The organism is Ignavibacteriales bacterium (assembly GCA_026390815.1).
In the GTDB taxonomy this organism is placed as follows: domain Bacteria; phylum Bacteroidota; class Ignavibacteria; order Ignavibacteriales; family SURF-24; genus JAPLFH01.
Genome location: JAPLFH010000049.1, coordinates 41,918 through 61,609, shown reverse-complemented (window position 1 = coordinate 61,609; position 19,692 = coordinate 41,918). Strand labels below are relative to the sequence as shown.

Genomic DNA, 19,692 nt, shown 5'->3' with positions numbered 1-19,692 from the left:
CCCTGTTTTATAAAAACATTTTTAGATTTTAACCAAAATGCCTGACACTAAAATTTAACTTGCTGCCTTGCTTATATTGTCTTTCAAATCCTCAAGCTTGTAGCCGCTCTGCAAAGAGATTTCCTTAAGAGTTTTGTTCAGATGGAAAATATCTTTCAGAAAGTTAATTAGTTCTTTGTTATCAACAGTTTTGTCTTTTACCTTTTCAATGTAGCTAACTGCTTCCAGCGTTAAAAGCCAATCTAACAATTCCTCAAAATTTTCTTTGCTGTAATACCAAATTCCTTCGTGCTTGTTTACTCCAAGAAAATCACGAACATCAAAATCATTCAGTAGCTCAGTTAGAATTATTGTTTCTTTATTGCTTAATCGTTTAGTAGCGGTTGTGTCCGGCAGGAATGCTTTAGCTTTGTTTATCAAATCAAAATGCATTTCGCTTACATTTATTATTTCGGCATTAAATTTTGTTAACAGCTTAAGCAAAGTTATTTCTTTATCTATTTCAAATTCACTTCTCCCTAGCCGGTGCAGAATATCACGGATTGGATAATACAACAGCAGGTCATCCGCTATCTCCAGACTTTTTATTCCGTACTCTTTTTCATCAAACAATTTTCCAAGATAGTTTATTGAAAGCCAAACCAAATAAAGGAGCAGGTTTTGATGATAGTTTGAAGTACGGCTTATTAAAATTGATTTACGGAATTCTGCGGATAAAACTTCACTTTCCTCAATTTCAAAATCTTCTTTCTCTAACAAATCATTTAAATCTTTTATTGAATAAACACCTTTTCTGAATTCATCGGTTAATTGTAGCGAATCAATTTTCAGATTGTACCATCCTTTAATTTGTCCAAGAAAATATTGATAACGGTTGGTAACAAATTTTTCCTTGCCGCTAAAATCTTCAATTCTCTCTTCTCTAAGATATGCATCGATGGAATCGAATAAGACTTTATCAAAAATATTTGCATAAGCATCATGGATTGGTTGAAGTTTTATTTCCAGTTTTAACTGTTCAATGTTTGGAATTCCATTTCCACCAAGCTGATTTTTTAAATTTTCATATTCACCGGTGGAATCATACACTTCCCTAAATTCCATAAACACCTGGTACTTAAACGCCTGAAGCTCGAAATAAAAACCGTTTTCAGTAATCTCTTTTCCAGAGCGGATAAACTCAAGTTCCGAAATATGCTCTTTGAAAATGTAATAGAAATTATCAGCGGGATTTACACTTAAAGCGCTCGCAAGGTTGGTATATTCAATTCTCTTCTCATCTCCAACTCCTGTTCCCACAGCTTTACCGGTAGAGTTTTTTATCCATCCTTTTGTTTCATCAAATTTATTATTGTAGATAACTAAAGCCCTATCGTTACCATACCTGTTTGAATAAGCAAATACGTTTTCATTTACATTTCCATTCTGATCGAAGAAATCATAGAACCAAAAATCAGTAACCTGACTGAAGATATACCGTTTTCTCATCAACGGAAAGATTTCGCGTTTATGCCTGTTCACAAGCCAATCGTTTGGATGTTCATTATAATAAGCCCGGCGATATTCCATTCCATACTTTTCGGTATAACCTTCAATCTGTCCGTGTCCAAACATCGGAAGTCCCGGCAGAGTTACTAACAATGTAGCAACACCAAAATATTTATCATCCGTACCAAATTGTTTTATTGCGGTTTCCTCATCTGGATTGCTCATAAAACTTACATAGCGTTTAAGAATTTCCGGATTGAATTCCAGTGTGTTAGAAATTACATCGCGGTATTTGGCGTTTTCTTCCTTCATCATCATATGCATAAAAGCACTGTTGTAAACACGGTGCATTCCCAGCGTGCGGACGAAGTATCCTTCCATCAACCAGAAAGCTTCAGCGAGTAGAAGTGTGTCTGGCATTTCATCATTAATACGATCAACAACTTCTCGCCAGAATTCTTTTGGAAAGAATGAATCGAATTCGTCCCTGGTTAATGCGTGATCAGCTCGGGAAGGAATATCGCCGCCAGTCCCGGGCTGTGGATACCATAAACGTTGAAAGTGGATTTTTGCAAGAGTCATTGCAGCATCAAAGCGGATGATTTGAGTTTTGCGTGCCACATGAAAGATTGTTTGGATAACTGCTTCACGTACTTCCGCTTTAAGCATATCAAGCTGAGCAGTATCATTCCATGGCATATTCGTTCCATCGTTACCATGATAAATGTAACTCACTTCACCGCTTCGGTTATCAATCCGCTGAAAAACAACCGCTGCATCTGTCCGGTTCCAATAACCATCTTCAATTCTAAGTTGAACGTTTGGATCATCCGATAAATCGTGACTTGTAAATTTATAATTTGGGAAAGGAGGATAAGGTGATTGTACAAAATAGTGTGGGCGCTCGATAATCCATTTAGAAAAAATTCCCATATGATTAGGAACCATATCGCTTGCAAGCCTTATTCCATGCTGCCTGCAACGTTTATCTAAATCACGGAACGCATCTTCACCGCCAAGATCATTTGCAATTACATAATCATAAAGCGAATATGCAGATGGAACTGCATCCTGATTTCCCATTATCTGTTTTATTTTTTGTGAAGCTTTGCTTCTTTCCCACAAACCAATAAGCCACAACCCGGTAAAATTCCACTGTGCAATAATATCAAGTTCAGCATCAGGAATTTGATCAAGTCTTGCGATCAATCTTTCATATTTTTTAGAAAGCTGATCGAGCCAGACATAAACATTCTTTGCAAGCAGAACCACCTGCGGCATCCAGTGGATATCCGGAGTAAACCTTTCCGGTTCAAGATAAGAAAGATGACTAGTGTCTCCATACTTAAATCCACTTTTACCTAAACCAAGAATATCACTTTCATCTACTTTACCTTTATATTTTGGAACAACAGTGGGGGCACCACCACCGCCAAACATATCGAACCGTTTATCTTCCTTAATTAAATCCATTCCGGATAAAATCTTTTTTAAAAATTTCTCATCGAGTATTATAGCCCAGCGCTCAGCAACAAACTTTAATTGTTCTTCTAAACTTTCTGGATTCTTTAATATGGGAGTTTTTAGCAGATCAAAAATAAATTGATTTTCTGGTCCAAATGGTTTTTCATTCTGAAAAAATTTATCAAGATTAACAATTAGCTCATTATAAACTGTTTGAACCTGAAGCTGAGAATCATCAAACAATTCTTTTAAAAGATTATTAGCCGGATTAAAGTTGGCAAAATAAAGCAGGATCATTTCTTCCAGGGTAATTTCGTAGTTCGATTTTTCATTTGTATTACCGGAAAGGTAATCAACCGGATGCTCCTTGCCATTATAAACATTTACAGACGGAAATAACTCAATGAAACTTAGTAATGCATTCTTTACTTTCTCTTCGCCAAGATTCTTATTAACATAATTTATTGCCCGTTTAAAAACATCCGGGTTAACCTGTATTTCATACTGGCGTAAAACATAATGATAAATTTCATCTAACAATCCCATAGCATTAACCTGCCCTACTCTAACCATATTTCCAGGTTCCCTCTTTTCATTCAGCTTAAAAGCAAATTGTCTTGCTGCCTGAAAGTTAGCGAAAACTACATTGCCATTAGTAGAAAACAACAATTCAGCAAAATCATATTTCTTTCTTGAATACCGGGAAATATGAAATTCATAAACTGGTTGATAATCATTTGAATTGCTTTCATCAAGAATAACAATTGGAGGGAAAGATTTTTTTTTATTCGGCATTTTATACCTGGAAGTTTAGTTCTTGGAACATTGAGTTAAACTGTTAATATCATCTTTTGATCGTTACTAACTTAGCAAATTTACCCTAAAGTATCTATAAAGGATCAGAATCAGAGGAGATGAAATCATTAAGTGTGAAAAAAAGATTCTAATAATTGTGGGCATTTTTTAGCATAAGAAAAGATTTACCAGATATAAAAAACCCCGGCAAAAAAAGTCGGGGCAATAAAAATTCCATCAACCATCATACATTTCGTTATCCTTCGCGTAAAGCATTTACAATATTCATTCTTGCTGCACGAACAGACGGCAGGAAGCCGCCAAGAAATCCCATAAAGATTGAAAAGATCAAGGATGAAATTATAATAGATGGCGAAAGCGCAAATTTAAATTCCAATTCGGAAAATGATTGAAAATTAAGTGTGGATATTGAGAAGAATTGTAGCAACGATGCTAAAATTAATCCCAATACTCCACCAAGTAGAGCAATGGCAAATGATTCCATTAGGAAGGCTGCAAGTATGCTTCTTCTTTTGAAACCTAAAGAGCGGAGCGTACCAATTTCTACGGTTCTGTTTGCTACCGAAGCATACATTGTAATCATTGCTCCAATGATTGAACCAAAGCTAAAAATTATGGTAATGAAAATTCCCAGAATTCTTATGAATGTTGCCATAAATTCAGATTGTTCTTCAAAAAATTTTCGTTCAACCTTTGGTTCAAATTGCTGAAGTCTTCTATCAGCTATAAAAGCGCTTCTAAAGTTTTCAAAATTTTCTTCTTTGTCTAATTTTAAAGTTAGTGTGGAGACAGCACTACCACGGTTAAAGGAGCTAAGGAGTTGAAGAGCATCGCCCCAAATTTCTGAATCGAACCCGCTTCCATCTGAAGAAAAAATACCAACTACAGTCCACTGATCTCCTGCAAATCGAACCTGGCTTCCTATCTGTGCACCTTTAAATCGCTTGGAGATTGATTCACCCACAATCAATTCCTTAACACCAAACTTAAACATCCTGCCATCAATTAGTTTAACATTTGGACGAAGAAGTGTAACTGGTTCCGAAACTCCGCGAACAGTAATGTTGCTTAACCCGCCTTTAAATTTATCTAAGTTGATAACAACAACCGGCTCAGCAGAAATAATCTGCTTTCCATCTGGCGATTTTGCAATATGCGGCAACGTTCGTATTACATTCTGCGTTTCACCTTCAATTATGCTACTTATTTCTCCATTAGAAGCTTTACGTGTTACAATCACATTGTCCTTAGCTCCAGTCGCAATCAAAGTTTTTTGAATACCGTAAGCCATCATTAAAACAGCTGCGAAAACAAAAACTACCAGCATAATACCAACAACCGTAATTCCAGTTGTAAGCTTACGAGTTTTAAAATTACGAATTGAATATTTTAAAGGAATCTTCATTCAAGCTCCAAATTTTTCAAAATCTTATTTCTCTTTATTCATTTTGTTAAATCCTAAATTCTAATCACTAAATCCTAAACAATTGCAAATGTCAAAATAAAATCTCAAAACTAAACTTTATAATTTTTCCTATTTAGTGTTTAGAATTTCGTACTTCAAGTTTTATCCAACGTGCCGGAATCCATCAACAATTTTTGTTGTAAGTGCTCTTTGAATTGGGAATATTGAAGCAAGAATTCCAATCAATAAAGCAGATGAACCAGCAAGGATGACAGTAATTGGTTCAATCTGAAAAACCGGAAAAAATCCTTTTGGTATATTAGCTTCGAAACCAGTGATTATTGGAAAAGTAAATAATAATCCAACACCGCCGCCAAGAGCTGAAATTAAAAGTGACTCACCAAGAATTAATCCGATAATATGCTTGGCGTTAAATCCCAAAGTTTTAAATACCGCATATTCTCTTGTTCTTTCTCGTGCAGCCATTATCATTGTGTTGCCAAGTACCAGCATTATAATTCCAATAATTACAAATGACATAACATTCATTGCAGTAATAATTGAACTGACTGCACCCATAAATCCCTGTGCAAATGCTCTTTCAGTTTCAGTTTTAGTTTCAGCAGTGGAATTTTTGAAAAGAGCATCAATCTCGTTGGAAATTCTTCCGGACTGAGAAGGATCTTTTATTTTAAGAATATACCATCCAACATCACCGGCTCTTGCAGGTGATTCTTGTTTCATCCTTTCATCAATATACTGCCAGTGAAAAAACATTTGAGTTGCATCGGTAGTTTTATCACGCGGCTGATAAATTCCTCTAACTACAAAATCCCATCTGCCGGGGAATATGTCGCCTTCAAGCGTTATTATAGAACCGATTTTAAAATTATACTGCTTTGCAATATCGCGCCCAACTATACAAGAGTTTCTTTCCTTCTTAAATGTTTCCAATTCCTGTTTGGATAAAAGGAATTCAGGGTACACTTCAAACATCGTTTCAGCATCAACAGCCATACGGGCAAAGAACTGGTTTTTATCCTTGTAAACTCCGCCAAACCAATTAGCATAAGATACCGTTTCAATCCCAGGTACTTGTTTTATTTTATCCAGATAAGCATAAGGTAACGGGAAGATGAACGAAACTGCCTGACGAGTAATCATCCTGTTGGCAGAAGAAGCTTCTACACCTACATTCCAGGCTGTAACTACAGTTCTTAATAATCCAAATGCAATAACTGCAATGGCTATTCCAAGGATTGTTAAGAGAGTACGAAGCTTATGACGTTGTGCATTTTTAAAAATCAATTTAAATATTTTCATAATTTCTCCTAAACCAAATCGCCTTTATCAAGATGACGAATTAGATGCGCTTTTTCTGCGGCGCGGGGATCGTGTGTTACCATTACAATTGTTTTCTTAAATTCTTTATTCAATCGCTCAAGCAGCATTAAAATTTCTACCGCAGAAATCTTATCAAGATCGCCAGTTGGTTCATCTGCAATAAGAATCAGCGGATCAGTTACAATAGCCCGGGCTATTGCTACACGCTGTTCCTGCCCGCCAGATAGTTGTTTAGGATAGTGTTTCATTCGATCAGCTAATCCAACTATATCCAATGCAGATTCAACATGTTTTCTTCTTTCTGCTTTTGATAATTTTGTTAGCAGCAATGGCAGCTCAACGTTTTCATAGGCAGTTAGTACAGGTAGCAAATTATAAAACTGGAAAACGAATCCAATATTATTTGCTCTCCATTTAGCAAGAGCTGATTCTCCAAGACTGGCAATGTTGGTGTTGTTAATTATAACATTTCCTTTAGTAGGTTTATCTATTCCGCCAATTAGATTTAAAAGTGTTGTTTTGCCGGAACCCGAAGGACCCATCAGAGCAAGAAATTCTCCTTCTTCCACACCAAAAGTAATATCATTAAGTACTGGAATTTCAAAACTATCTCTCCAGTAAGATTTAAAAACATTGTTAACATTAATTATTTCTGCCATTTAGTCTCCAATAATTCTATTATCTAAATATTATTATGAACCTATTTTTATTTAAAGTAGAATGATAAAAGCAAAAAGTCAAACGTCAAAAGTCAGATGTCAAACGCAAAGAACTCCATCAACCATCATCCTTCAACCATAAAACATCTAATTCACTTTTACTTTTACTCCAGCTTTAAGCTTTTCCGGAATTGATTCTACAATACGATCTCCCTGGTTTAGTCCAGATTTTATTTCAGTAAATCCGCCAAAATTTCTTCCAGTTGAAATTGTCAATTCTTCAATCATATCATTTCTTACTACATAAACAAAAGTTCTTCCATCGATATTTACCACTGAAGTTGACGGAACAACCAATACGGATTTCTCTTCAACATTTATTTTCTTGTCAGCAGCATTAAGGAATAAAACTTTCGCACTCATTTCCGGAAGAACACGGTTGTCGTAATCCCTAAATCCAATTTTAACCATAACAGTTGCCTTAGATCTATCAGCTGTTGGAACAACTTTAGCCACAAAACCCGGATAGTGTTTATCGGGATAAGCATCAAGTACAATTTCGCAGTTTTGGTTTAATTTTATCCTTTCAATATTGGATTCGGAAACATCAGCTTCAACTTGAAGTGAACTCATATCAGCCAACAAAACTACAGCCGCTTTGGATGAGGCACTTGCTGCAAAAGGAGCAACAATTTCACCAACATCAGCATTCTTAGTTAAAACAGTTCCGTCAAATGGTGCACGGATTAGCATGTTTTCTAACGCAACCTCCGCTGCTGTAACCTGTGCTTTTGCAACTTCAATTGTTGCAAGAACTCTAAGGTAACGAGATTCTGCTGCATCAAGTTCTTGCTGGGTTGAAGCATTTGCTTTAAGCAATTCTTTTTGTCTGTTAAAATTTCTTTCAGAATCTTTCAAGTCAGCTTCGGTTACTCTTAAATTAGCCCGTGCCTGTTCAAGCTGCGCTTTAATATCGTTATCTTCTAACCTGGCAATTATTTGATCTTTTCTTACTTTATCACCTTCAACAACACCAAGATAAACTAATCTTCCAGTACCTTTAGAAGCAACCGCTGCTTTCCTTTGTGCAACTACATACCCACTTGCTGTAAGTACAGCATTTGATTCCGAGGGAGATCTAAATACCACTGTTGTTAATTTAACTTCGATAGTAGAGCTAAACAAAGAATTATAACCGAAATACCCCGCAATAATTAGTATAAGTGCAGCTAATAAATACACAATTGATTTCAATAATTTTTTCGATCCACCGGATGATTCATAATTTTCATTTGATGAGCGATTGATCTTTAAAGAAGATAAGTCTGCATTCTTTGTTTCCATTTTACCTCATTAACAAATTTTAAATGCTATCTAAATCTATTGCTTAAACTACGATTAAAACTAAATATTCTCCATGAAAAGAAACGTTAAAAAATAATTAAAAAACAAATAATTACCAGCGGGAAATAGGTAAATGAGCCGATTTTATCGGTGAAACTTAAAAAAAACAATACAATAACAAGTAAAAATTTTTATGAAGTATTTTTTAAATCTATTTCGATTAAAATAATAATTTAACGCATGCAATTATAAGTTGTGATTTAGATTTCGATTTTGAGAAAAGTTTCTCATATATTTGCGTCGTATATTTTCAATAAACAACCAACGGGAAAGTTTTATGAAAAACTTATTTTGCTTTTCAATTATCGTCTTAATTATTGGTGTTAACAACGTCTACGGACAATTTGACATTAGTAAAAAAATTAAAAAAGAAGTTGAAAAACGTGTTAATAAAAATATTGACCAGGGAATTGACACAACGCTAAATAAGGTTGAAAAAGGTATAAAGGGGGATGATAAGAAGAAAGACATGACGCAACAGGAAGATAAAAATAAAAAACAGGTAGCTGAAGAACAAAAGAGTTCTGGCAAAGAAACCGAAAATAATATTCAGTTTACAAGTTCGTCAAAATATGATTTTGTACCTGGCGAAAAGATAATCCTCTTTGATGATTTCAGCCAGGATGCCGTTGGCGATTTCCCAGCTTTGTGGACTGCAAATGCTCCTGGTGAGATTAATACATTGAGCATAGCCCCGGGGAATTGGTTCAATCTGAATAGTGGAGATGGGAATTATTTTCTATTAAAAAATATTGATTTTCCAAAAAATTTCATCATTGAATTTGATATTGTTCCTAAAAAAACTGGAGGACGTATTGCTGCTGGACTTATATTGTATGGAGAAGATAAGCATAAGGAAATGGATAATAACCCTCATCCTGGGAATGGCGGCATAATTATCTCCATTGAAAAAGGAGGTTGGAACACATTAGGATACAAAACAGGTGAAAGTAGTAATATTACAGGATCGTCAACGTTGAATCCAGTCGAACCGGAAAAAGTTAATCACGTTATTATCTGGGTACAAAACCGAAGATTCAGGATTTATTACAAAGAAGCAAAAGTTTTGGATATGCCCACAAATATTTATGATGAAACTAAACTTAATCGACTTTGTTTCAGATTATCAAGAGGTGCTTCCTGCGGTTCATACATATCAAATTTCAGAATTACCGATGCATCACCCGATATGCGAAGCAAACTCCTTACAGAAGGCAAATTGGTTAGCTATGGAATTTATTTTGATGTAAATAAAGATGTAGTGAAAACCGAATCGTACGGCACCATTAAAGGGATTGCAACTATTCTACAAGAAAATCCAACCGTAAAAATTAAAATTGTTGGTCATACGGATTCTGATGGTGAGGATAAATCAAATCTGGATTTATCTAAACGCCGTGCCGCTTCTGTAAAGAATGTCTTGGTAAAAGATTTTAGTATTGATGCAGCAAGAATAGAAACAGATGGAAAAGGAGAAGGCGAACCAATTGCACAAAATGATACTGCTGCTAATAAATCGCTGAACAGAAGAGTTGAGTTTATAAAGTTGTAATTATTAACTAACTATTCATTCAATTTAAGGATTATATAGAAAAATATAATAATCATTTTAAAAAAGAGTTATCAAATCATTAAAAAATGCAACTATACAAGCTTGTTATTCTGGTTTGTATGGTTGCTTTCTTTTTCCAATCTACTCCAAAACATTATGATCGTAAATTGATATTAAACCAGCATTCAGGTATATTTTTAACTGGAAATCTGTTAAATTAGCATATCATTTGTCCGTCTTATAATGAATAATGAAAAGATCAATTATATTATCAACGAATTAAAATATTTGCTTTCGCAAAAGCACAACGATTTTAAGGGCATTTATTATTATGGATCAAGAAGACGCAAGGACAACCAAGAAGATTCGGATTACGATCTAATGTTTGTATTTAATAGAGAAGTTGACCGTAAATTAAAAGAAGAGATAGTACATTTGCTTTATAGCTATGAACTGGAAAATGATATAATTATTGATTGCAGAGTTTATTCAGCCGACGATATTGAAAATATTTATACTCCATTTACACATAATGTTAAAAAAGAAGGACTGTTTTATGGAGTATAGTAAAGGGGATTTTATAAAGTACAGAGTTGGCAGATCAAAAGAAACCGTAGAAGAAGCAAAACTGCTGATGGAGAATAATAAACTATTCGCTGCACAGAATCGGATTTATTATGCGATCTTCTATATTGTTTCTGCCCTTGCAAGTAAAGACGGATTTTCTACTTCAAAACATCATCAGCTTTTAGGATGGTTTAATAAAAATTATATTAAAACCGGAAAACTTTCGCAAGAGATAGGCGAGATTTACAAAAATCAATTTGTATACAGAACTGATAGTGATTATAATGACTTTATCAAATTAAAAATAGAAGATGTACAAGCTAATTTTGATAATATGATTATTTTTATTAATACTCTTGAAAAATTATTTTTAGAAACTTAAAAATCCTTCTATGTCAACCCCATTAATGGCTCAGTACCATAAAATTAAGGAAAATCATCCGGATACAATCCTTCTTTTCCGTGTGGGTGATTTCTTTGAAACCTTTGAAGAGGATGCTAAGACTGCTTCTAAGGTGCTGGGGATTACTTTAACCAGGCGAGCAAATGGTTCAGCAGGTGATGTACCACTTGCCGGCTTCCCGTTCCACGCGATTGATACCTATTTACCAAAATTGGTAAGGTCCGGTTATCGTGTTGCCGTTTGCGAGCAGATGGAAAATCCAAAGTTTGCCAAAGGAATTGTTAAACGGGAAGTTATTGAAGTTGTAACACCAGGTGTTGCTTTTTCCGATAAACTTTTAGATCATAAAAAAAATAATTATGTATTTGCTTTTTGCATTAACGATGAAATTGCCGGAATATCTTTCTGCGATATTTCTACCGGAGAGTTTTTTGCCTACGAAGTTCCAGTAAACGAAATAAGTCAGCAGGTAGAATTGATTGCTCCCTCAGAAATTCTTTATCAAAAAAAGGATAAGGATCTGATTTCTTCCATCCTGCAAAAGATAAATTTAAAGCTGCGTCTTACAAAAGTTGATGACTGGGTTTTCAATATAGATTTCAGCAACGATATTCTGACAGCTCATTTCAAAACAGTTAACCTGAAAGGATTTGGAATTGATAATCTTTACAGCGGAACCGTTGCGGCGGGAATTGTTCTAAACTACTTGCAGGAAACCCAAAAAGTAAATCTCTCTCACATAAATAAGATTGGAAAATACAATCCTTCTGATTATATGCTGCTTGATTTTTCCACCAAAAGAAATCTGGAAATAATTTTTTCTATGCAGGATGGCAGCAGAGAAGGCTCACTAATTTCAATTCTTGATAAAACAGAAACCGCAATGGGCGGCAGGATGCTAAAGAATTGGATAAGTGCCCCGCTTAGAAAACTCCAGCCAATTCTTAAACGCCAGGAATGTGTAGAAGAATTTTTTAATAACAAACCTATTCGTTACAAAATTATAAATGAGTTAAAAGAAATTGGTGATCTGGAAAGATTGATTTCCAAGGTCTGCACAGCTAAAGCAAATCCACGCGAGATTGTTGCAGTTAAAACATCACTAAAGAAAATTCCGGTAATTAAAGAGTTGCTTTCTGAATTTAACTCACAAGTTTTAGTAAATCTAAATCAAAAACTTCAACCGATAGAAAAATTAGTTGATAGAATTGATAAAGCAGTTGTCGATTCTCCACCACTCAGTCTTTCAGACGGCGGAGTAATAAGTTATGGATTCAGTCCTGAGCTTGATGAGCTGCGCGACTTGTCTGGCAATGCAAAAAGCTGGATAGCAAATTTGCAAAAGACAGAAAGAGAAAGAACAAATATCTCATCACTTAAAGTTAGCTTTAACAAAGTATTTGGTTATTACATTGAAATCAGCAATGCAAACAAAGACAAGATTCCTGAAAATTACATCCGCAAGCAAACTCTTGTTAATGGAGAAAGATATATAACTCCTGAGCTAAAGAATTACGAAGATAAAATTTTAAATGCAGAAGAAAAGATCGCCGATCTTGAGTATCAGTTATTTAATGAAATCCGGTTAGAAGTTGCTGCCGAAGCTGAAGCCATTCAACAGAATGCAAGGTTAATTGCGATGCTTGATTGCTACATCTCCTTAGCAGAAAGCGCCGAACAATATAATTACGTAAAACCGGAATTAAATGAATCGGATGAAATTGAAATCATCGATGGAAGGCATCCGGTTGTTGAAAGAATACTTAAACCCGGCGAAAAGTTTAATCCTAACAATTGCTCTCTTGTTAATGAGGATACACAAATAATTCTTCTTACCGGACCAAATATGGCAGGCAAGTCTGTTTATATCCGCCAGGTTGGGTTGATTGTTTTACTTGCTCAAATCGGCTCATTCGTTCCGGCAAAATCTGCGCGGATTGGTTTAGTAGATAAAATTTTTACACGTGTAGGAGCAAGCGATAACATTACTGCCGGTGAAAGTACTTTTCTTGTTGAGATGCAGGAAGCAGCAAACATATTGAACAATGCTACAAATAAAAGCCTGATCCTCCTTGATGAAATTGGCAGAGGCACAAGCACGTTTGATGGAATTTCTATTGCATGGGCAATTACAGAGTACCTTCACGAAAACATTGCTGTAGCGGCTAAAACATTGTTCGCAACGCACTACCATGAATTGAATGAGATGGCAACAATTTTTCCGCGCATCAAAAATTTTAAAGTTGAAGTGAAAGAATACGGCGATAAAGTCATTTTCCTTCATAAGGTTTCGGCCGGTGGTGCGGACCATAGCTACGGAATACAGGTTGCACAAATGGCTGGGCTGCCGATGTTTGTAACTTCCAGGGCAAAACAGATTTTGGAAAATCTTGAAGGAAAGGAATTAACTCCGTATGAAATAAAAAAAGCTAAGCTTGCAAAATTTAAAACTCATGATGAAACTCAGTTTAGTCTTTTTGAGATAAAAGATGATTCAATAAGAAAAGAAATTTCTGATATGGAATTGGATAATCTTACGCCATTGCAAGCATTAAACAAGCTAAGCGAGCTTAAGAAAAAAGTTGAGAAGAATTAGTTTTTTGTTATATTATTAAAAGATGGGATCGCCAAACAAATGAAAAAATTTATCATTTTATTTTGTATTTCAATTTTGTTTTTCACTTCCTGCGGAAAAAAATATTCAACTGAGGAAAGAGAATACATTAATAAAATTGAAAAGATTCGGATGGAAAAAGATTATAAATTGAAGAATGACCCGGATTCTCCATTTAACCTGGATCCAAAAGCGCATTTAGAACCTTTAAAATATTTTGACGTTGACCCAGAATTTGTTTTTAAGAGTAGGCTATTCGAATATCAACAAAAGGATACTTTAAAAATTTATGGGACCAAAGGAGATTATCGAAAAGTATTAAAATTTGGTTATGTGAATATAAATTATAAATCGAAGAATTATAAAATTAATGTTTATAAAGGTACAACTACAGATGGACTGGTATATTTCACCATTTGGTTTACTGACAAAACGACCAACAAAGAAACTTATGGTGTAGGAAGATATATTAGTTTTGAAAAAAATGATGATGCAAATTATGTTTATACAATTGATTTTAACTTAGCACATAACCCGTTTTGTGCATACTGCAGTCTTTTTAGCTGCGCTATTCCAACTAAAGAAGATTATATCGCTCTGGCAATAGATGCCGGTGAAAAGAAATTTCATGAATAAATTGAATAATTGTTTAATTGATAAAATGTTAAATTGGTATAAGTTTCAAAAACAATTTAACAACAATGCAACAATTAAAAATCGAAAAGTAAGTTTTAAATAAATAATGAGGTTATTCCGTGGTTGTAGTTTTAGAAAAAAATGCTTCTGAACAGCAAATTGAAGATATAATAAAACATCTTGAGAGCTATGGATTCGATGTTCATAAATCCACAGGTATTGAATCGATTGTGCTCGGAGCAATTGGAGTAAAACCCGATTTTGATACACGCATGGTTGAAGTTCTTGATGGAGTAAAAGAAGTTCACAGAATTACTGAACCATTCAAACTTGCAAGCAGAAGTTTTAAAAAAGACAATACAACAATAAAAATAAAAGATGTTGAAATCGGTGGTAACGAAATAATTGTAATGGCGGGACCTTGCTCAGTAGAAAATGAATATCAGATTAATTTATTGGCTGAAATAGTTGCAAAAGAAGGGGGGAAAATTTTACGCGGCGGTGCTTTCAAACCGAGAAGTTCTCCGTATTCATTCCAGGGATTAGGTGAAGCCGGACTTAAAATGATGCGTATTGCTGCGGACAAAAATGATCTACTGGTAATTACTGAAGTTATGCAAATTGAACAGATTGACCTTGTTGAACATTACACGGATATCTTTCAGGTAGGCGCACGTAACATGCAAAACTATCCGCTGTTAAGTGAACTTGGAAAAGCAAGCAAACCTGTTATGTTAAAACGTGGATTAGCTGCAACAATTGAAGAATGGATGATGTCAGCTGAATACATTTTATCCAAAGGCAACAAAAATGTAATGCTATGCGAAAGAGGAATCAGAACGTTTGAGACTTACACTCGCAACACATTTGATTTATCAGCCGTACCAGTCGTGCATAAAAAAAGCCACCTCCCAGTTGTTGCAGATCCATCTCACGCAACAGGATACAGGGACCAGGTGATTCCGATGGCTCGTGCTGCAGTTGCTGCCGGAGCTGATGCAATTATTGTGGAAATTCATCACGATCCGGACAAAGCTCTTTCAGATGGACCGCAGGCATTATTGCCAGAACAGTACACTAAAATGATGAAAGAAATCAAAGCCATTGCTTCTGCAATTGGAAGAAAGATATAGTTTTGGAAAAAGAGGAAGATTAAGATTAAGTGCAAGAGTAAGATTAAGAGCAAGAGTAAGATTAAACATTTAGTTTTTAAATCATGTCTGTCTACTGAGTCTGTTGCTGAACTCGGATATGTTATAGTGGACGAAGAATCTAACGCCCAGATAAGAGTAAGTGCCATTATTAGCATATAGATTCTTCATTTCGCTTTGCTTCATTCAGAATGACAAGTACTGCAACAAACTCATAAGGCAGGAGCAATTTGGCAAAATATGTGTGAAATGTATATTCTTAAAAATGCAGAATCGGAGAGTGGGAGAATCGGAGATCGCCGTTTCGCCAATTCACCGTTTCGCCAATTCACCGTTTCGCCGATTCGCCGTTTCGCCAATTCTTAAATGTTTGTTTCCAACTATGCTGGTTTAGTATTTAGAATAATTTGATTCCTGGAAAATATTTAATGAAAAATATTTCTATCATCGGACTTGGTTTAATAGGCGGTTCTATTGCCAAAGGATTAAAGAAAAGTAACTCTTTAATCCGCATACATGCTTTCGATAAACCAGAAGTTACAGCCAGAGCAATAACCGAAGGAATGATTGACGCGGCATTAAATTCCATTGAGGATGCCGCTGATGATGATATTATTTTTATGTGCCTGCCGCTTGAGCCTGCTCTTCAATCATTTGAAAAACTATCGCCAATCTTAAAAGAAAATTCTATTCTTACTGATGTATGCGGCATAAAAGGAGTGTTCGAGGAAAAGTGGAAAGGAATATCCAGTAAAGGAATTTACATCGGCGGGCACCCAATGACCGGTAAGGAAAAAGGCGGTTACGAAAATTCTGATCCATTGCTATTTGAGAATGCTGTTTATATTCTATCTGATGTACAGAAAGCGAATGGAAGAACGGACGACTTAGCCAAGTTAATTAAAATGCTTGGTGCAAGAATAATTTTCCTTGATCCTTACCTGCATGATAAAGTTGTAGCAAACGTTAGTCATCTTCCACAGCTTTTGGCTGTTTCGCTTGTAAACACAGCAGCTAAAGGAAATAATAAAATTAATAACCTCGATTTTGCCGCCGGCGGATTCCGTGATATGACCCGCATAGCTTCAAGCGATTTCCAAATCTGGGACTCGGTGCTGAAACTAAATGGTAAAGAAATCCTTTCAGCTCTAACATCTCTTCAAAACGAATTGGAAGAAATAAAAAATTACCTGCTGGAAGATTCAATTGACGAACTGAAAGCAATGTTCGTTTCTGCTGCAACAAAACGTGATGGAATTCCCAAGGACACAAAAGGATTTATGTACCCACTGCACGATGTTTATGTTTTTGTAAATGATGTGCCCGGAATAATTAGTAAAATTTCTACTGCGCTGTTTAATAGTAATATTAACATAAAAGATATAGAACTTCTAAAAATCCGCGAAGGAACCGGCGGAACATTCCGCGTGGCATTCGAATCAGAAAAAGACGCAAGCCAGGCAAAAGAAATTTTAAAAGGAATAGGATTTACTACCAATTGAGAATTAGAAATTGGGAATTGGGAAATATGTATATGAAAAAGAAAATAAAATACAGCGATGAAAAAATCGGAGAGGTAGAAGTGGTAAAAGACTTTTTACCTAAGCCTGAAGAATTAGTATTCAAAGAAAATACTGTAAAAGTAACACTGAATTTGAGCAAATCAAGTATCGAGTTTTTTAAGGGAATAGCTCGAAAACATGGAAGCCAATATCAAAAGGTAATTAGGAATTTACTCGATAATTATACTTCTCATTATTCTGAATAAAACTATTCTAATTATTTTTTCAAAGTGGTTGAAAGTAAAATAGATTTAAACTAACTTGCCAGCAGAATTATTAATGAGACTTGAAAAGTGGTCAGTGGGAATTCAATCCGAAATTACTTGAAGACCAAGTTAATAGATAAGGGGTGTAATGAGGAGAAATCTTTATAGAATAAAACAAAAAGGTTGATATACATTTACACTCACATCTATCACCTAGAGAAAGATATAAATTACTTTTATGGTATGTTAGACAATATAAAATAAAAATGGATATGGAAAAAAGGATAAGAATAGGAATAATAGTTTCTGTTTGTTTATTATATTTTCTATATTCCTGTTCATCTAATCCGTATATTAAATCAGCTAAAGCAGAGTTGAAAATTATCTCCTTAAATAAGGATTCAGTTAATTATAATTCACAATGGCCAAAAGAAAAATTTAATGGATTTAAAGAAACGATTGAATTCTCAAACCACCATTATTATATTTATCTAAAAAATGATGATTCAATATTAATAAGCCTTATTTCCGCGGATAAAAAAGATTCTTGTATGCTTTTTAATAATTTTTTGCGAAGTGGAAAATATGAACTAAAATTTAAAACACTTGATGTAGAAAATGGTCTATATTTTATAAAGTATTCAAACATTGATACAACTTATTGTCAAAAGATTATTCTTATGAAGTAATCGTAAAAAAAATGAAATAATTTTTATTTACAGTCACAGTTTAAACCGCGAATGATTTACATTATTTGAACACAATCAATAATAATTCTTTCACTTAGCGTTTCGTGACAGCCAGTAATTTTCAGTCATTCAATTTACAACCAACCTTGCTGCGGCGTTTGCACAATTCTCACCATCAATTGCTGAAGATACAATTCCACCAGCGTAGCCAGCACCTTCGCCGCAAGGAAATAATCCTTCAACTTCAACATGCATAAAAGTTTCTTTATCGCGTGGAATTCTAACCGGCGAACTTGTTCTTGTTTCTGCTGCAAGAATTTGTGCTTCTTCTGTATAATATCCTCTCATCTTTTTGCTGAATATTAACATTGCCTTCATTAAATTCTTAGAAATTACCTGTGGTAAAATCTGATGCAGCGGAGAAGAAACGATGCCGGGGATATATGAAGTTTTGGGAAGAGTAGCAGAAATTTTTCCCGCGACAAAATCAGTTATTCTTTGTGCCGGTGCTTGTTGATTTCTTCCACCAGCTTCAAATGCAATCCGTTCAACTTCTTTCTGAAATTCCAATCCTGCAAATGGGCCAGACTGTTTATACTTCATCCAATCTTTTTCATCAACTGTAACCACCAAACCGGAATTTGCAAACTGAGAATCTCTTCTTGAAACTGACATGCCATTTAGAACTAATTCATCCGGAGCTGTTGAGGCTGGAACAATTATTCCACCGGGACACATACAGAATGAAAAAACTCCATGCTCCCCTACCTGGCAAGCCAAACTATAATTTGCTGCTGGTAAAAATTCATCCCGCTTAGATGAATGATACTGGATTTCATCAATCAAACTTTGGGGATGCTCTATCCGCACTCCAATTGCAAAAGGCTTAGCTTCAATTTTAATATTTCGTTTGTGTAGAAGATAAAAAATATCACGAGCAGAATGTCCTGTTGCCAGGATAACGGCATCACCAAAAAATTCCTGTTCATCATTTACAACAACACCAATCAGTTTTTTTTCTTTCAGGATGAAATCAGAAACCCGCGAGTTAAAATGAATTTCGCCTCCGCTTTGAATTATTGTTTCCCTGATTCTTTGAACAATTTGCGGAAGTTTGTTTGAACCGATATGCGGATGAGCATCAATTAAAATATCTTCACTTGCCCCAAACTGAACAAGCAGGTTTAAAATTTTTCTGATGTCGCCTCGTTTAGTGGAACGTGTATAAAGTTTACCATCACTGTAAGTTCCAGCGCCGCCTTCTCCAAAGCAGTAATTGGAATCCGGATTAACAATTCCCATTTGCTGGATAGCTTTTAAATCTCTTCGTCTTGTTCGAACATCTTTACCTCGTTCAATTACAACTGGCTGGATTCCAAGTTCAATCAGCCTAAGAGCAGCAAACATTCCTCCGGGTCCAAATCCAACTATAATAACTTTCTTGTTCTTGTTAACTGGATTGTAAATAATTTTTGGAAGTTCTTCTGAAGGTTTTTCGTTTATAAAAACATCAGCAATAATTTTGTAAACGGGTTGACTTCTTCGTGCATGGATTGATCTTCTTCTTGGCAAAACTGCATTAATTTCTTGTGGATTTAATTTTAATTTTTGAGCGGCAAGAATTTTCAAAGTCTCCAGGTCGAATGCTTCTCTGGGTAATACGGATAGTTCAATTTGTTTTATCATTTTTGCGTCCTCTACTTTAAGGAAAAATTTGATTTCAGAATGCGGA

General features: G+C 35.0%; 15 protein-coding genes. 9 read left to right on the top strand and 6 right to left on the bottom strand.

Annotation, left to right across the window (positions count from 1 at the left end):
• Window positions 1–54: 54 nt before the first annotated feature.
• The 5 genes from NTX22_15545 to NTX22_15525 form a co-directional block, all read right to left on the bottom strand.
• Window positions 55–3,747, bottom strand: coding sequence for an alpha-amylase family glycosyl hydrolase (locus NTX22_15545; protein ID MCX6151939.1), 3,693 nt, complete (start codon window positions 3,745–3,747; stop codon window positions 55–57).
• 256 nt (window positions 3,748–4,003) lie between these two features.
• Complete coding sequence (locus tag NTX22_15540) at window positions 4,004–5,173, bottom strand: FtsX-like permease family protein (GenBank protein ID MCX6151938.1); 1,170 nt, start codon at window positions 5,171–5,173, stop codon at window positions 4,004–4,006.
• Between the two features lie 162 nt (window positions 5,174–5,335).
• Entirely contained in the window at window positions 5,336–6,496 is a 1,161-nt protein-coding gene (locus NTX22_15535; protein ID MCX6151937.1) for an ABC transporter permease, read from the bottom strand.
• An 8-nt stretch (window positions 6,497–6,504) separates the two neighbouring features.
• Window positions 6,505–7,176 (bottom strand): ABC transporter ATP-binding protein, encoded by a 672-nt coding sequence (locus tag NTX22_15530; protein ID MCX6151936.1) that lies wholly within the window; start codon window positions 7,174–7,176, stop codon window positions 6,505–6,507.
• A gap of 147 nt (window positions 7,177–7,323) precedes the next feature.
• A complete protein-coding gene (locus NTX22_15525) occupies window positions 7,324–8,520 on the bottom strand; it encodes an efflux RND transporter periplasmic adaptor subunit (GenBank protein MCX6151935.1) in 1,197 nt (398 codons plus the stop codon).
• 337 nt (window positions 8,521–8,857) lie between these two features.
• Here NTX22_15525 and NTX22_15520 point away from each other — a divergent pair, with 337 nt between their 5' ends.
• The 9 genes from NTX22_15520 to NTX22_15480 all read left to right on the top strand — a co-directional run bounded on the left by NTX22_15520 (window position 8,858) and on the right by NTX22_15480 (window position 17,960).
• Complete coding sequence (locus NTX22_15520) at window positions 8,858–10,132, top strand: OmpA family protein (GenBank protein MCX6151934.1); 1,275 nt, start codon at window positions 8,858–8,860, stop codon at window positions 10,130–10,132.
• 243 nt (window positions 10,133–10,375) lie between these two features.
• On the top strand, window positions 10,376–10,699 hold the full coding sequence (locus NTX22_15515) for a nucleotidyltransferase domain-containing protein (GenBank protein ID MCX6151933.1): 324 nt from the start codon (window positions 10,376–10,378) through the stop codon (window positions 10,697–10,699).
• Window positions 10,689–11,081 (top strand): HEPN domain-containing protein, encoded by a 393-nt coding sequence (locus NTX22_15510; GenBank protein MCX6151932.1) that lies wholly within the window; start codon window positions 10,689–10,691, stop codon window positions 11,079–11,081. The genes NTX22_15515 and NTX22_15510 overlap by 11 nt, the downstream gene beginning before the upstream one ends.
• 10 nt (window positions 11,082–11,091) lie before the next feature.
• The gene (gene mutS, locus NTX22_15505; protein ID MCX6151931.1) at window positions 11,092–13,698 is read left to right on the top strand and encodes a DNA mismatch repair protein MutS; all 2,607 of its coding nucleotides are present in this window, start codon (window positions 11,092–11,094) and stop codon (window positions 13,696–13,698) included.
• A gap of 39 nt (window positions 13,699–13,737) precedes the next feature.
• Window positions 13,738–14,352 carry a DUF1684 domain-containing protein gene (locus NTX22_15500; protein ID MCX6151930.1) on the top strand — a complete coding sequence of 205 codons (615 nt, stop codon included), beginning with the start codon at window positions 13,738–13,740 and terminating at the stop codon, window positions 14,350–14,352.
• A gap of 119 nt (window positions 14,353–14,471) precedes the next feature.
• Window positions 14,472–15,485 carry a 3-deoxy-7-phosphoheptulonate synthase gene (gene aroF / locus NTX22_15495; protein MCX6151929.1) on the top strand — a complete coding sequence of 338 codons (1,014 nt, stop codon included), beginning with the start codon at window positions 14,472–14,474 and terminating at the stop codon, window positions 15,483–15,485.
• 446 nt (window positions 15,486–15,931) lie between these two features.
• Window positions 15,932–17,005, top strand: a complete 1,074-nt coding sequence (locus tag NTX22_15490; GenBank protein MCX6151928.1) for a prephenate dehydrogenase/arogenate dehydrogenase family protein — start codon at window positions 15,932–15,934, stop codon at window positions 17,003–17,005.
• A 32-nt stretch (window positions 17,006–17,037) separates the two neighbouring features.
• Window positions 17,038–17,271 (top strand): CopG family transcriptional regulator, encoded by a 234-nt coding sequence (locus NTX22_15485; protein ID MCX6151927.1) that lies wholly within the window; start codon window positions 17,038–17,040, stop codon window positions 17,269–17,271.
• Window positions 17,272–17,537: 266 nt separating this feature from the next.
• Window positions 17,538–17,960, top strand: a complete 423-nt coding sequence (locus tag NTX22_15480) for a hypothetical protein (GenBank protein MCX6151926.1) — start codon at window positions 17,538–17,540, stop codon at window positions 17,958–17,960.
• 129 nt (window positions 17,961–18,089) lie between these two features.
• Here the strand turns inward: NTX22_15480 and NTX22_15475 are convergent, their stop codons facing one another.
• Window positions 18,090–19,646 carry an FAD-binding protein gene (locus tag NTX22_15475; GenBank protein MCX6151925.1) on the bottom strand — a complete coding sequence of 519 codons (1,557 nt, stop codon included), beginning with the start codon at window positions 19,644–19,646 and terminating at the stop codon, window positions 18,090–18,092.
• Between the last annotated feature and the right edge of the window lie 46 nt (window positions 19,647–19,692).